Source organism: Thalassotalea sp. HSM 43 (assembly GCF_004752005.1).
Classification (GTDB): Bacteria; Pseudomonadota; Gammaproteobacteria; order Enterobacterales; family Alteromonadaceae; genus Thalassotalea_A.
Genome location: NZ_CP038493.1, coordinates 782,097 through 797,513, shown reverse-complemented (window position 1 = coordinate 797,513; position 15,417 = coordinate 782,097). Strand labels below are relative to the sequence as shown.

Here is a 15,417-nt window from a genome sequence, read left to right as displayed (position 1 = left end):
TATTTACTGGAGGGAGAGGTGTTACACCTGTTACACTTTGGGTTACAGTGTGAACAGATTTCACTCGGAGTATTTTGTGAGTTTAAACTTAGATAGAAGCCAACGATTGGTGATCAACAGCCAAGATATGGCGTGGGAAGCATCGCCAAGCGTTGGTGTTTGGCGCAAAAAACTGGAACGCGAAGCGGCAGAAACGGGTTTAACCACCAGTATTGTGCGCTATGACGCTGGTACCAGTTTTAGTGCGCATCATCATCCAGGCGGTGAGGAAATCTTTGTTTTAGACGGTGTTTTTGAAGATGAACACAGTAGCTATCCAGCCGGCAGCTATTTTCGTAATCCACCAGGTACCTTTCATTCTCCCAAAAGCGCAAAAGGGTGTGTGTTGTTTGTCAAACTTAATCAGTTTCAAGCAGGCGATAGCACAAGCATCAACATCAATACGCAACAACAACCATGGTTGCCAGGCAGAGTCGAGGGGCTATCGGTAATGCCGTTACACTCCTATGGCACAGAGCACACCGCCTTGGTTCGTTGGCAGCCGGGCACACATTTTTTAGAGCATGTGCATGCAGGCGGTGAAGAAATATTGGTGCTCGATGGTGTTTTTGCTGATGAGTATGGCCAATATCCTAAGGGGACCTGGGTGCGTTCGCCGAATTATTCCAAACATACTTCATTTAGTGAACAAGGCTGCACAATATTGGTCAAAACAGGTTACATGGGATAATCCACGGTAAAGAACAGTGGGTAAAGAACAGTGGGTAAAGAACGGTGCTAAGCAATGGAACCTGATAAAGCGCAAAGTGGTATTAGTGACAGTGGCAAAATAGAGAGTGCCAAATCAGATAGTGATTACACCAATCTAGATTGGCGCTCAGTGGTACTCGCTATCGTCAGTATCGCCAGTTTATTTTATCTATTTAGTTTACCGGTTATTGTGCAATCGCAAAGTTACCATGACTTTGCTGATCAACGCGCGATGTACGTTATTGCCAATTATGCCAATGTGTTGTCTAACATAGCGTTTATGCTGGTTGGCGGTTATGGGCTGTGGTTATGTCGCAACTTGCGTGGTTTAAACACCAAGTTGGCATGGCAAATCTTTTTTATTGGCGTGGCCTTGGTCGCGCTTGGTTCAGCTTATTATCACTTTACACCGAGCAATAGTTCGTTGTTTTGGGATCGCTTGCCAATGACGGTCGGTTTTATGGCGCTGTTTGCGGTATTATTAGCTGAGTTTGTGCATTCTTGGTTTGCTAAACAAGGTTTGCTGATACTTTTGCTACTCGGTTTTATATCATTGCTTTACTGGCTTTGGTTTGATGATTTGCGCTTGTATTACTGGCTGCAATTGCTGCCCATCATTAACATCCCGTTATTACTTCTGTTATATCCAGCTAAAGGCAAACGTTATGCCTTATTGTGGGGAACCTTTGCATTGTATTTACTGGCCAAAGTCTGTGAGCACAATGATAAGGCAGTGTATCAATACACCGCGTATGCCATCAGCGGTCATACCCTGAAGCACTTGTTGGCCAGTATGGCGATTTTATGTGTTTGTCTGTTGGTTAAACGCAAGGTGTCTGAGCTACTTTAAAGCGCGGTTAGTGCTGATTGTTTTTATCGACTTGTCTTTTCTCTGCAAGGCTTTTCTCTGCAAGGTCTTTGTCTGTTTCACGTTTAACCAGTAAAAATGTCAGGTACATTTTGGTCGGTAATGAAAATATAATCCCAAATGCCATGCAGGCGCCACCTAATATCAAACCCTGAATGCCCATAGTTTGCGGCAATTCGCTGTAGCTTAAAATATAGTGCCCCACGATCAGCAATATCAGACCAAGGACAATGCTGATTTTCAGGTAGAGAATTTGTTTATCTTGTTTCATTAGGGTTTATCTTATAGTGCCTTTAAAAAAGACAGTTTGATTGACATCAAGTTAACCTTTTATACCTTATCTGAAGCAGTAAAATAACGCTAGAGTGTGGCAGCGTATTGTTAATATTCATAAAAGTGTCAAATGTTTGTCATATTTGTTGGCTACATTAATTTGTTAAAAAATTGTAAGTGGTCAGCGCCTGGCCGTTGTTTATTGTGCAACTTACCGAATTACTGAAAATTTGGTAGGGGTTTTTTGCGTCCTTTTTAAGCTTTATTTCACTCCTGTAACAAAACTGTCATATTTCTTTCTTATAATCGCCGCAGTTGTAAAATTTATTAATCAGATAGGTTGTTCTGTGTCGATAGCAGCAAAAACGATGAAGTCCAGGCAGATTAAAAATAATCTTGCTAAATGGATGATTTCTGCGGGTGGAGTCAGTGTACTTTTCACCCTTGTTTTGATCTTCTTATATCTTGTTTACGTGGTTAAGCCGGTTTTCGAATCGGCGTCGGTAGAGCCTTTGCAAAAAGTCTCATCAACGACAACTAACGTGTTGGCCGCCGGTGTCGATGAGCTGCGAGAAATCGCATTCGATATCGATAATCAAGGTGTTATTCGTTTCTTCCAAATTGAAGAAGACGGTTCACGTCAGGCAAACCAATTGTTACTCGAACAAGACTTACTTGTCAGTGGCGAAACATTAGCGTCTGTGCAAAGCATGAATGATGGTAATTATTTATTGCTGCTTGATAATGGCACGGTGCGCTTGTTTAGACCTAAGTTTAGTGCCGAGTTTATTGGCGATACGCGCGTTATTCACCCAAGCATTGAGTACCCACTTGGTGAAGAGGCGATTATTGTTGATGAAGATGAGCAAACCCTTTCGCAATTATCATTTGCCATGGACGCCGAACGTGCGACCTTTATTGCATTAACAGCAGATGACCGTTTGATTAAAACCTCATTGATTGCCGAAGACGATTTTAGTTGGGATCCAGAATACTCTGCGGAGTATCAACTGGTGAAAGACAATGTCGAAAACATTAAATTTGTTGGCATCACGCCAGATATGACCACAGCTTTTGTGGTTGCTGGTGAAAGTGTTGATGTTTATGACTTTGAAGATGATTGGGACGTACCAAAACGTGCCGACTTTGAACCGGTTGCCAATAGTAACAATCAAATTACCTCAATGGCATTACTGTCAGGATCTAGCTCGGTATTAATTGGTACCAGTGACGGTCAAGTTCATCAGTATTTTGAAGTTGCCGCTAAGGATGGTCGTCAATTTAAACGTATCCGTTCTTTCACGGTAAGCGAGTCGGAAGCGGTTGTGGCGATTTATCCTGAGCTTTATCGTAAGAGCTTTTTTGCAGCAACAGAATCCGGCATGGTTGGTATTTACTACACAACTTCAGAGTCTGAGTTGTGGACCGGTAAGCTGCTTGATAATGGCAAACAATTATTGACCATCATGCCGCGTGCTAATGGTTTGGTTGTTGCGGCAACAGATGGTATCGAGTTAATCAACGTTGATAACGAGCACCCAGAAGTTACCTGGTCGGCATTGTGGCAAGAAGTTTGGTATGAAGGTTACCCTGAACCAGACTTTATTTGGCAATCAACGTCAGGCTCTGATGACTTTGAAGCGAAATTCTCATTGATGCCGATTTCATTCGGTACTATGAAAGCAGCATTTTATGCGATGTTATTTGCGGTACCAATTGCCATTTCTGCGGCTATTTACACCGCCTACTTTATGCCACCAGTAATGCGTCGCACGGTTAAGCCAACAATCGAGTTAATGGAAGCATTACCGACGGTTATTTTAGGTTTCTTGGCTGGTCTTTGGTTAGCACCGTTAATTGAAGAACATTTGCCGGCGGTGTTTATGCTGGTAATCACCTTGCCGGTGACCACGGTTGTTGTTGCCTATGTTTGGTATAACTTACCGAAGCAAATTAAGGCGATGATCCCTGAAACGTATTCACCACTTATTTTATTACCATTTTTGATTTTTGCTGGTTGGTTATCGTTTGCCTTATCGCCAGTAGTTGAAGCCAGTATGTTTGGCGGTGACATGCGTCAATACCTAACTAATGATTTAGGCATTAACTTTGATCAACGTAACTCACTAATCGTTGGTATCGCCATGGGCTTTGCGGTTATACCAACCATATTCTCAATGGCTGAAGACGCGATTTTCTCGGTACCTAAGCATTTAACCTCAGGCTCACTTGCACTTGGTGCGACGCAATGGCAAACCTTAATTAAAGTTGTGTTGTTAACCGCCAGTCCGGGTATTTTCTCGGCGGTGATGATGGGCTTAGGTCGCGCCGTCGGTGAAACCATGATTGTGTTAATGGCTACCGGTAATACACCAGTAATTGACTGGTCCATCTTCCAGGGTATGCGTACCTTATCAGCAAACATTGCGGTTGAAATGCCTGAGTCTGAAGTGGGTAGTTCACATTACCGTATTTTGTTCTTAGCAGCCTTCGTTCTATTTGTATTTACTTTTGTTTTTAACACGTTAGCTGAGTTTGTTCGTCAGCGTCTACGTGAAAAGTACAGCTCACTTTAGGGAATAACTCACAATGAATAATTGGTTTAAATCAGGTTCTCCATGGGTATGGCTAAGTGCCGCCGGTGTAACCATAAGCTTGATTTCGGTAGTGGGCTTGCTGTTTCTAATCGCATCCCGTGGTCTGTCATACTTTTGGCCATCAGATATCCATCAGTTTGAATTGCAAGATCCAAACGGTATTAAATCGACGGTTATCGGTGAAATATATGAAACCGAAAAAGTGCCAGCGGTGCAACTGGGTAAAACCCAACTTGATCTAAAAGGTGAGGAGTTTGTTACTCGTTACTTAGTGAAAACCGGTAACCGTGAATTGGTACCGCTTGATTTTCGCTGGATATTAGAACCTATGGTTGTCGAGCAATCACAACCTAAGTCAGTCGCGGTTATTGAACGTCGTACCAACGGTAACTTTTATGGCTTTATTGAAGAAGTGTACATGGACGGTAAGCAAGTTGACGTTAATCAACTAGATACTTTTATTGACCGTGTTAACGACTTACAAGACGACATCATTGATCTGCAAAAAGTCGACATTGGTGCCATTAACTATGAACTTGAACGCATTCGCTTAAAAGAGCGCAAAGCTGAGTTAGATGGTAAGCTAAATGACGCTAAAAAAGCTGAGTTCGCTGCCGACCGAAAAGCGTTAAATGACCAATACCTAGAGTTGGAAAGTCGTTTGGCAGCCCTTAGAGATGAGGTTAAACGTGACAAGATTATTGTTCGTGCAATGGATGGCAGCAAAGTAGATATCCCTCTTGAAGTGGTTATTCAAATTAACTTCAATAATGACATGGGGTTCTTTGCTAAATCCGGCATGTTCTTTGCGCAAATTGGTGCCTTTATCGCAGACGACCCACGCGAAGCAAACACCGAAGGCGGTGTATTCCCGGCAATTTTTGGTACCGTACTAATGGTATTATTGATGACGGTTATCGTTTCGCCATTAGGTGTGGTTGCGGCTATCTATCTGCATGAATATGCCGGTAACAATGCATTTACTAAATTATTGCGTATTGCCGTTATTAACTTGGCAGGTGTACCGTCGATTGTTTACGGTGTATTTGGCTTGGGCTTCTTCGTCTATATGATTGGTGGTTCACTGGATCAGATTTTCTACCCAGAATCATTACCGAGCCCAACTTTTGGTTCTCCTGGCGTATTATGGTCGGCGATTACCTTGGCGATATTGACCTTACCAGTGGTTATTGTGTCGACTGAAGAAGGTTTGTCACGTATTCCTTCAAGCATGCGTCATGGCTCATTGGCATTGGGCGCAACGAAAGCTGAAACCTTATGGCGTATTATTATTCCGATTGCCAGCCCGGCGATTATGACCGGTATCATTTTAGCGATAGCTCGTGCAGCTGGTGAAGTTGCGCCATTAATGTTGGTTGGTGTAGTGAAAATGGCACCGACGCTACCGTTAGATGGTAACTTCCCATTCTTACATCTTGAGCGTAAATTCATGCACCTTGGCTTCCACATATACGATGTTGGTTTCCAAAGTCCAAACGTCGAAGCGGCAAGACCATTAGTCTATGCAACCGCGTTATTATTGGTCAGCATTATCGTTGCCCTGAATATGACGGCCGTTACCATTCGTAACCGCCTACGTGAAAAATACAAAGCCTTGGAACACTAACCGTTAGTACGGGCTTTTGAACAGAATTTAAGAATTATTTAACAGAGTATTATGAACCATGATTAACGTTAAACCAGAAATTGCTATGCCAAGTGGCAACATCGTTGATATCAACAATTTGACGCCTGAACAAACGGCATTGGAAATTAAAAACTTAAACTTACATTACGGTGATAAACAAGCGCTTAATGGAATCTCAATGAAGATCCCAAAAGGCCAGGTAACCGCATTTATCGGCCCGAGTGGTTGTGGTAAATCAACCTTGTTACGCTGTATTAATCGTATGAATGACCTGGTTGATAGTTGTAACATTCAAGGTCAAATTGACTTGCACGGTGAAAATATTTACGGCAAGCACGTTGATGTTGCGCAACTGCGTCGCAAGGTAGGTATGGTGTTTCAACGTCCTAACCCATTCCCTAAATCAATCTATGAAAATGTGGTTTATGGTGTGCGCTTGGTTGGCGAAACCAATCGTCGAGTATTGGATGAAGTATGTGAACGCTCGTTGCGCGCTGCGGCACTGTGGGATGAAGTAAAAGATCGTATTCATGACAGTGCGCTAGGTCTTTCTGGTGGTCAACAGCAACGTTTAGTTATCGCTAGAGCCATTGCGATTGAACCTGAAGTGCTATTATTAGACGAACCAACGTCGGCATTGGATCCAATCTCAACGTTGACCATTGAAGAATTGATCAACGATTTAAAAGAAAAGTATACCGTGGTTATTGTAACGCACAACATGCAACAAGCGGCTCGCGTATCTGATCAAACGGCGTTCATGTATATGGGCGACTTGATTGAGTACGCAGATACCAATACCTTGTTCACCACACCAAGCAAGAAGAAAACTGAAGATTACATTACCGGTCGTTACGGTTAATAAAGGAGTAGCAACGATGGAAAATATCGATACTGGCCGTCATATTTCCGGTCAATTTAATCAGGAACTAGACGCTGTTCGTAATCACGTAATGACCATGGGTGGCCTGGTTGAGCAGCAATTGAAAGACGCGTTGCGCTCGGTTCATCAAAGCGACGTAGAATTGGCACAAAAGGTCCTTTCAAGTGACTACAAAATAAATAAACTTGAAGTGGATATTGACGAAGAATGCACACGCATCATCGCCAAACGCCAACCTGCGGCAAGTGACCTGCGTTTGGTGATGGTCATTATTAAGACCATTGCAGACTTAGAGCGTATCGCCGATGAAGCCGAAAAAATAGCGAAAGTCGCATTAGAGCAATTCAGTGCCAAACAACAAGACTTATTACTAAGCTTGGAAAACCTAGGTCAGTTAACACTATCTACACTGCATGAAACCTTAGATGCCTTTACTCGAATGGACTTTGATGCCGCGGTAAAAGTGCATCAAAGTGATAATCGCATTGACCGTGCCTATGAAGCCTTAATGCGCCAATTAATGACTTATATGATGGAAGACCCTCGTTCTATTCCATCAATTATGTCGGTGATTTGGTCTGCTCGTGCATTAGAACGCATCGGTGACCGCTGTCAAAATGTTTGTGAGTACGTTATTTACTTTGTAAAAGGCAAAGTAATACGTCATATATCTGATGAAGATGTGGCTAAAGACTTACTAGAACAGTAGCCACCGTCTGATCAGCACTGGCAATTTTATTAAGCTATATTAGTTCTGCTAGTATGGCTTAATTGTTTTTGTTTAAAAAATACACTAAGCACGCTATTCTTGTAAAAATATCTGATTTTATGACGGTATTTTTTTGTTAAATAAGGCTTAATTAGTGTATATTAGCGCCGATTTTTTAAATCAAGCAGTAACTACTGCAGGATAAACAATATGAGTGGAAATACAATCTTAGGTGTATTCGCAAAATCGCCTATAAAACCTTTGGAAAAGCATATTCGCAAAGTACATGAATGTGCTGCACACCTTCCTGAATTTTTCAGAGCATGTGCTGATCAAAACTGGAGTCGAGCAGAAGAAATTCGAAAAACAATTTCGACTTTAGAAAAAGAAGCAGATGAGTTAAAACGAGAAATTCGTAACGAGTTACCTGGTGGCATATTCATGCCAGTACAACGTACAGATGTGCTTGAGTTAGTGAGTCAGCAAGACAAAATAGCTAACAAAGCAAAAGACATCTCAGGTCGTGTTTTAGGTCGCAAATTGGAAGCTCCTGAACAATTACTTGAAGAATTTGAAGCGTACGTAAATCGTTGTCTAGATGCTGTTAAACAAGCAGCAGCGGCTATTAACGAACTTGATGATCTGCTAGAAACTGGTTTCCGTGGTCGCGAAGTTGACCTTGTGGAAAACATGATTGAAAAATTAGCCAAAATTGAAGATGACACTGACAGCATGCAAATTAGCTTACGTCGTAATCTTATGGCTATCGAAGATAAGCTTAACCCGATTGATGTGATGTTTTTATATCAAATCATCGAATGGGTAGGCGAATTAGCTGATTTGGCTGAGCGTGTTGGTGCTCGCCTTGAAATCATGTTAGCGAGATAAGGGGCGCTGCAATGGAAATCTTAATTAATCACGGCAGTGTGCTCATTATGTTTGCTGCAGTCGTTGGTTTCTTTATGGCCTGGGGTATTGGTGCAAACGACGTTGCCAATGCTATGGGTACATCGGTTGGTTCGAAAGCACTAACCATCAAACAAGCCATCATCGTGGCGATGATTTTTGAATTCGCAGGTGCTTACCTTGCCGGTGGCGAAGTAACCTCTACGATTCGTAAAGGCATTATTGATGCCGGATATTTTGTCGATATACCAGAGCTGTTAGTGTTTGGTATGATCTCTGCACTTCTTGCTGCAGGTACATGGTTGCTTATCGCTTCTTACATGGGCTGGCCTGTATCTACGACGCATTCAATTGTTGGTGCTATCGTTGGTTTCTCTGCCGTTGGTGTATCACCTGATACCGTAGCATGGGGTAAAGTTGGTGGTATTGTCGGTAGTTGGATCATCACACCATTGATTGCCGGTGTGTTCTCATTTATCATCTTCAACAGTGCGCAAAAGCTCATTTTTGATACCGATAAGCCATTAGAAAAAGCCCGTAAATGGGTGCCGTTATACATGTTTTTAGCCGGTTTTGTATTGTCTTTGGTGACAATCAAAAAAGGTCTCAAACACATCGGTATGGACATTGGTACGTTTGAAGGTTACATGTACGCCATTGGTGTTGCAGTAATCGTTGCTATAATCGGTAAATTCTTTATCGCTCGTCTTAAGTTTAAGACAGCAAAAAGTCGCCGTGCGGATTACATTAACGTTGAAAAAGTATTTGCCGTATTAATGGTGATTACCGCATGTTGTATGGCATTTGCCCATGGTTCAAATGACGTGGCAAACGCGATTGGTCCATTGGCCGCGGTTGTATCTGTTGTTGAAAGCGGAGGTGAAATAGCCTCAAAAGCAGCGTTAGCTTGGTGGATTTTACCACTAGGTGGTTTTGGTATTGTTGCCGGTTTGGCCATTTTCGGTCATCGCGTAATCGCCACTATTGGTAAAGGTATAACTCACCTTACACCAAGCCGTGGTTTCGCAGCCGAACTTGCCGCAGCTTGTACCGTTGTTGTTGCATCAGGTACGGGTTTACCGATTTCAACCACGCAAACCTTGGTTGGTGCAGTTCTAGGTGTCGGTATGGCACGTGGTATTGCCGCTATCGACTTAGGTGTTGTACGTAATATCGTGGTGTCGTGGGTAGTTACCTTGCCAGTAGGTGCTGGTTTATCGATCATGTTCTTCTGGATGATCAAAGGTGCTTTCACCTAACCAATTACGTTAAGTAATGCATATTTAAAACCAGGCTTTAGCCTGGTTTTTTTGTTTATAATGTTGGTAAAAGTCGCATTATTAGATTAGATTAATATTTCCTAAATGTTATTTTTGATTAATTTAATTGATGAATATACATCTGCCCAACCTCAAACATATCCAGTACTTGCTGGCCTTAAATGAACATCAACACTTTCATAAAGCGGCCGATGCTTGTTTTGTGTCGCAGTCAACCTTGAGCAGTGCCATCATTAAATTAGAACAGCTACTCGATTGTCAGCTGATTGAGCGCGACCATAAAAGCTTTGTGTTTACGGCACATGGTAAAGCCGTTGTAGCTATGGCCGAGCAACTTATAAAGCAAGCGTCAGAGTTTGTAGAGTTCTCACAATCACAAGGTAAGCTCGACAAGGGGCATGTCTATTTAGGTTGTATTCCAACAATTGCGCCATTCTTGTTGACTGATGTGATAACCGAAGTGAAGCAGCGCTTTCCTGATTTAGAGTTATTTATTACCGAAGCGCCGACGGATAGCTTATTAGCTCAACTTGCTAATGGCGACATTGATATTGCCATATTGGCCACGCCGGTTGACCCAAAAGCGGCAGGTCCGGTCAAAGTCACTGAGCTTGGTCATGATGCCTTTTATCTAGCGGGAGATAAATCCTTGGTGGAGCAAGTCATCGAGGAGAAAACATTTCAACAAATACCGGACCATTCGGTGTTCTTGTTATCAGAAGAGCATTGCCTAACCGATCATGCGTTATCGGCCTGCAAGTTAGTTGATAAAACCAAAGTCAATCCATTTGCCGCAACGTCGTTAGCGACCTTATTGCAAATGACCATTCATCACAAAGGCATTACCTTTTTGCCAGAGATGGCGATTCAAAAAGGCTTAGCAGACAACCCTAATCTTACCGTGTCGCTATTACAGGGACAGCCCGCCAGACAAATCGCCATGTTTGAGCGAGAACACAGCCCAAGAACGGAATCTTTTGCGCTGCTCGCCGATGTTGTGCAGCAATTTTTTCAAAAAAATTGAAAAAATTTCAAACTATTTTGCAACTCCCGTCGACTATAAGCGTAAATGACAACAACAATGGAAAAGAGATTGTTTGAGCGCAGTGAACAAAGCCTGATTAAACAAGCCCAGAATGGCAATAAATCTGCCTGGATGAAGCTTATTGCTCAATACGAGAGTCAGGTATTTAATTATGCACTTCGCATGGTAGGGCATCGGGATGATGCGTTAGATTTGATGCAAGATATCTTTATCAGCGTATTTCGCAACTTGTCTTCATTTCGCGGCGAAAGTCAATTCAAAACCTGGCTCTATCGTATTGCCCATTATCGTTGTGTTGAATACTATCGTCGTCGAAAACCGACCTTATCGTTAGATGATGAACCGGAAATGATGGACGAGTCTAACCAACATTGTCCAAGTACCAGTGCCGAGCATACATCGCAAGCACAAGCGCTCGGCAAAGCTATGCAAACGCTATCGGTTAATCAACGTGTGGTGGTGGAGTTAAAGTTCTTTCATCATTTCACGTTCGACGAAATAGCCAACCAAATCGGCGTATCTAGCAATACCGTTAAATCGCGCTTATACGCCGCATTAGATAAATTAAAAAATGTTTTGGAGGTTGAATATGCCCAAGCATGATCAAGACTCATTATTTGAATTATGGCTCGATAATAAGTTATCGATTGAGCAAGCACAGCAATTAGAGCAACTCGCAAGCCAAGATGAGGCATTAGCAGCACGTTTGGCGAGTGCTCGGTTTATTGAGCAACAAGCGCTAGCTTTTGAGCCTGAGCCGGTTCCAAAGTGGGATAAACAATCGACTTTCAGTGACGAAAAACGCCCGTGGTGGCAGTGGCGTGCGATGCCTGCACTGTCTATGGCTATGTCTATTGTCGCCATCGCGTTAGTGTTATTTAAAGTCGAGATAAGTAATACCGAACAAGGCTTACTGGTGAGTTTTGGTGGTAGCCAAGCCATGCCGACGGACGTCGAACAATTGGTTAATGCCAGATTGATCGAATTTGCTAAAGAGCAACAAGTGGTGATGGCTGAGTTTAATCAAGACATTATATCGAGACAGCAAGACAACAATCTAAAACTTGCGACTTATGTGCTAAGCGCATCGAGAACCGAGCGCCAGCAAGATATTTCCAATATCGTCAGCTTTGTCAATGAAGCGCGTGAAGAGGATAACCTGCAGCAGTCTCTAAAAATGCAACAACTTGATTATAAGTTGCAGGCACAAACCATAGGCTATCGCATTGATGGTCAGTCTGATGCAAAACCCGACACCTCCAACAAGCAACCATAATTTCAGGAGTCTATTATGAAAATAATGAAACGTATTATCTCAACAGCGGTTGCCGCAACACTGGTGTTGACGCCACAAGCGATGGCAATGGATTATCAAAATCTAAACAAGCAGCTAAATATTATGAGCGATATTTTAAAAAGCTCAGTCAATGAAAATTCTGGCAAAGGGTCGCGTTCGAAAGTAAGCAAAATTGAAGGCCATTACCTAGCAGGGCAAGGTGTGTTATTTACGGTTAACCTCAATCATTCATCATTCTACGGTATGCCACTCGCTTTACCTGTGGTGCCGGTTGCTCCTGTTGCGCCACGGCCTCCTAAAGCGCCTAAAGGTATGGATGGCGAAGCACTGTTTGGTGAAGAGTTTGAAGTTGTCATTGAAGAAGCGATGGAAGAGGCTGTCATAGCGCTTGAGGCAGCACAGGAAAGCATTCGTTATGATGTAGAGCAACAGCGCCAATTACGAGAGCAAGAACGTGATTTGGCTTATCAATTGCGAGATATCGCCCGTGAAGAGCGAGATTTAAGTTATCAGCGCTCGCATTTAGATAAAGATGAACAGAAATCAATAGAGCAAGATTTGAAACAGCTTGAAGCGCGCAAAAAGGAAATCAATAAGGCCAAACAAAAACTGGCTGCCGAATCGAAAAAGTACCAACAAAAAGTCGCACAATTAAAGCAGCAACGCATTGAGGAGCAAAAAGCCTTTATGCAATATATTGAACAACAAGTGAGTAATGTATTGTGTAACTATGGAGGCGGTTTACGTGAGGTGCCAGCACAGCAGTTTGTTAGTGTGATTATCAAAGGTGGTGGTGATAAAACCAATCAAGGCTATAAAGACAAGGTCTTGGTGTTTAATAAAGCGGATGTGAAGAACTGTGTGCTGGAAAAATTCGATGCCCCGGCACTGCTAAGTAAAGCCAATGGTTATCAGTTTTAATATACAGTAATGATAAAGAAGTGGTGTTCACCGAAAAACAAAACCCCGGCAATGCCGGGGTTTTTTTTGCTATTGATAAGAGTGGTGATTACTCTTCGATTGGTACGTAAAAGCTTTCTTTTATTTCGAAATCACCTTTAGCATCGACTAACTTATCGCCGTCAAAGTTTAATTCCAATCTTCTGCGCTTATCGTACTCTTCACCTTTACCTGATAAAAACTCGTACACATAGTACCAAGTATCGTCATTAAAGGTATCACGGATCACTGGGTTGCCAAGAACGAACTTAACTTGTTCTTTGGTCATACCTACTTGCAGTTTGTCTATTTGTTTTTGTTCGATGTAATTGCCTTGTGGTACATCTATTCGGTAAACGCAAGCCGATGTTAAACAAATGGCCGCACCGATAATCAAAGCTCGTAACATGTCATTATTATCCTAAAAGTCAGTGCCTGAATGATAACCAAGGGGACGCTTATATGAAAGCTTTTTATGCAACAATTTGGCCTTTTAAGCCGAGCAAAAGCAAGGGCAAAGGCCAAGGTATATGTTGCCGTTGTTATCAGATAGTTTAACTGGCTAAAAGTTCACGAGCATTTGCCATACTGGATTCGGTAATTTCATCACTAGCGAGAAGGCGAGCGATTTCTTGCTCACGCTTATGTTGATCAAGTTGATTGACTCGAGTTTGGGTTTGATTACCATCGGTGAGTTTGGCAACGAACAATTGCTGATGACCGCGACTTGCAACCTGCGGTAAATGCGTTACGCAGATAACTTGTGTTGATTGACCCAGTGTTTGCAGTTGCTTACCGACCATAGCCGCTGTTGGGCCGCTGATACCCACATCGACCTCATCAAAGATTAACGTAGGCGTGATGATCTTGGCGGATAGTATGACTTGGATTGCCAAACTAATGCGAGATAACTCACCACCAGAGGCGACTTTGTGGATCGCTTCAAGAGGTTGGCCAGGGTTCATGCTGGCAACAAATTCAATATGATCTAAGCCAAATTGCAGAACTTGATCCGGTTTCTCACTGTTTACTTGCACGCTAAATTGCGCTTTTTCCATATTTAACTGCTGCATCGAAGCGGTGATTTTGCTTGCCAATTGCTTGGCGGCTTGCACGCGCTTGTCGCGCAGTTTAACGGCGGCGTGTTGGTATTGCTCTATACATTGGTCTAGCTCGCTGTCGATAAATTCAAGTCGATGATCATCGACAGCGATACCATCGAGTTCTTGCCTAAGCAAGCAATGATGCGCAAATAGATTTTCAGGTCGTACTTGATGTTTTCGTGCTAATTGCATCGCGGTGGCGTAGCGCTCTTCAATCAAGGCATAGGTTTGTGGATCTATATCTATATTTTGTTGGTATACGCTAAGATCATTACTTGCTTCTTCTAATGAAATTCTCGCTTCATTGACCATTTCTGCAATGGCTGTCGCATTAGCATCAAGGTCGACTAACTGATTTAACTGTTCACTGCATTTTTGAATCATTGATAGCGCAGAGTATTCATCACTATCAGAAAGTTGTTGTAAACATAAATCACTAACTTGCATCAGTTGTTGCACGTTGGCATTGCGCTTAAAGTCGTTTTCTAGCTGGTCAAACTCATTAGCTTGTAGAGAAAACTCATCGAGCTCTTGTACCTGATATTGCAATAATTGTTGCTTAGCTTGGCGCTGTTCAACATTAGCGAGTAATTGCTGTTTTTCTTGTTCTAATCGACGGTGTTGGTGATACAGGGTTTGTACTTTTTCAATGTGCTTTTGATTATTAGCGAAATCATCCACCAAACGACGCTGCTCTGTTGGCTTTAACAACAATTGGTGATCATGTTGACCGTGTATATTAATCAACTTTTGGCCAAGCTCTTTTAACTGCGCCAATGGCACCGGGTTGGAATTAATATAGCCCTTAGACCGACCCTCTTTTGAGATCACCCGACGAATAATGCATTCATCATCTTGTTGTAAATCGTGATTTTGCAACCATTTTTGCACCTTGACTAATTGGCTGATATCGAAGCTGGCGGTAATTTCAGCTTTATCGGTGCCAGGGCGCACGGTGTTGGTGGTTGCTCTATCCCCCAAACACAAACCTAACGCATCGATGGCGATGGATTTACCGGCACCGGTTTCACCGGTGATGGTGGTCATTCCTTGTTGCCAGTCGATCTCAACAAAGCTGACAATGGCAAAGTTTTTAATGGCAAGATTGGTAAGCATGTT

15 protein-coding genes are annotated in these 15,417 nt (G+C 42.6%); 12 read left to right on the top strand and 3 right to left on the bottom strand.

The window, feature by feature from the left end:
* Positions 1 to 76 precede the first annotated feature (76 nt).
* Positions 77 to 730 (top strand): cupin domain-containing protein, encoded by a 654-nt coding sequence (locus tag E2K93_RS03365; RefSeq protein ID WP_228445468.1) that lies wholly within the window; start codon positions 77 to 79, stop codon positions 728 to 730.
* Between the two features lie 54 nt (positions 731 to 784).
* Positions 785 to 1,600 carry a ceramidase domain-containing protein gene (locus E2K93_RS03360; RefSeq protein WP_135437734.1) on the top strand — a complete coding sequence of 272 codons (816 nt, stop codon included), beginning with the start codon at positions 785 to 787 and terminating at the stop codon, positions 1,598 to 1,600.
* Between the two features lie 7 nt (positions 1,601 to 1,607).
* Here the strand turns inward: E2K93_RS03360 and E2K93_RS03355 are convergent, their stop codons facing one another.
* A complete protein-coding gene (locus E2K93_RS03355; RefSeq protein WP_135437733.1) occupies positions 1,608 to 1,889 on the bottom strand; it encodes a hypothetical protein in 282 nt (93 codons plus the stop codon).
* Positions 1,890 to 2,259: 370 nt separating this feature from the next.
* On the opposite strand from E2K93_RS03355, the gene E2K93_RS03350 reads away from it, so the two are divergent.
* The 10 genes from E2K93_RS03350 to E2K93_RS03305 all read left to right on the top strand — a co-directional run bounded on the left by E2K93_RS03350 (position 2,260) and on the right by E2K93_RS03305 (position 13,177).
* Positions 2,260 to 4,467 carry an ABC transporter permease subunit gene (locus tag E2K93_RS03350; RefSeq protein WP_135437732.1) on the top strand — a complete coding sequence of 736 codons (2,208 nt, stop codon included), beginning with the start codon at positions 2,260 to 2,262 and terminating at the stop codon, positions 4,465 to 4,467.
* 13 nt (positions 4,468 to 4,480) lie between these two features.
* Positions 4,481 to 6,115, top strand: coding sequence for a phosphate ABC transporter permease PstA (gene pstA, locus E2K93_RS03345; RefSeq protein WP_135437731.1), 1,635 nt, complete (start codon positions 4,481 to 4,483; stop codon positions 6,113 to 6,115).
* A gap of 58 nt (positions 6,116 to 6,173) precedes the next feature.
* Positions 6,174 to 6,998, top strand: coding sequence for a phosphate ABC transporter ATP-binding protein PstB (gene pstB, locus E2K93_RS03340; RefSeq protein ID WP_135437730.1), 825 nt, complete (start codon positions 6,174 to 6,176; stop codon positions 6,996 to 6,998).
* A 16-nt stretch (positions 6,999 to 7,014) separates the two neighbouring features.
* Positions 7,015 to 7,728 (top strand): phosphate signaling complex protein PhoU, encoded by a 714-nt coding sequence (phoU, locus tag E2K93_RS03335; protein WP_135437729.1) that lies wholly within the window; start codon positions 7,015 to 7,017, stop codon positions 7,726 to 7,728.
* 210 nt (positions 7,729 to 7,938) lie between these two features.
* Positions 7,939 to 8,616, top strand: coding sequence for a TIGR00153 family protein (locus E2K93_RS03330; protein WP_135437728.1), 678 nt, complete (start codon positions 7,939 to 7,941; stop codon positions 8,614 to 8,616).
* An 11-nt stretch (positions 8,617 to 8,627) separates the two neighbouring features.
* Positions 8,628 to 9,893 carry an inorganic phosphate transporter gene (locus E2K93_RS03325; protein WP_135437727.1) on the top strand — a complete coding sequence of 422 codons (1,266 nt, stop codon included), beginning with the start codon at positions 8,628 to 8,630 and terminating at the stop codon, positions 9,891 to 9,893.
* Between the two features lie 130 nt (positions 9,894 to 10,023).
* On the top strand, positions 10,024 to 10,938 hold the full coding sequence (locus E2K93_RS03320; RefSeq protein WP_135437726.1) for a hydrogen peroxide-inducible genes activator: 915 nt from the start codon (positions 10,024 to 10,026) through the stop codon (positions 10,936 to 10,938).
* Positions 10,939 to 10,983: 45 nt separating this feature from the next.
* Positions 10,984 to 11,562: an RNA polymerase sigma factor gene (locus tag E2K93_RS03315; protein ID WP_416316101.1), complete on the top strand. Its 579-nt coding sequence runs from the start codon at positions 10,984 to 10,986 to the stop codon at positions 11,560 to 11,562.
* Positions 11,549 to 12,235, top strand: coding sequence for a hypothetical protein (locus E2K93_RS03310; protein WP_135437725.1), 687 nt, complete (start codon positions 11,549 to 11,551; stop codon positions 12,233 to 12,235). The genes E2K93_RS03315 and E2K93_RS03310 overlap by 14 nt, the downstream gene beginning before the upstream one ends.
* 15 nt (positions 12,236 to 12,250) lie before the next feature.
* Positions 12,251 to 13,177: a hypothetical protein gene (locus tag E2K93_RS03305; RefSeq protein WP_135437724.1), complete on the top strand. Its 927-nt coding sequence runs from the start codon at positions 12,251 to 12,253 to the stop codon at positions 13,175 to 13,177.
* 88 nt (positions 13,178 to 13,265) lie between these two features.
* On the opposite strand, the gene E2K93_RS03300 is transcribed toward E2K93_RS03305, so the two are convergent.
* A complete protein-coding gene (locus tag E2K93_RS03300) occupies positions 13,266 to 13,604 on the bottom strand; it encodes an outer membrane protein assembly factor BamE (RefSeq protein WP_135437723.1) in 339 nt (112 codons plus the stop codon).
* A 145-nt stretch (positions 13,605 to 13,749) separates the two neighbouring features.
* Complete coding sequence (gene recN, locus E2K93_RS03295; RefSeq protein WP_135437722.1) at positions 13,750 to 15,414, bottom strand: DNA repair protein RecN; 1,665 nt, start codon at positions 15,412 to 15,414, stop codon at positions 13,750 to 13,752.
* Positions 15,415 to 15,417 lie beyond the last annotated feature (3 nt).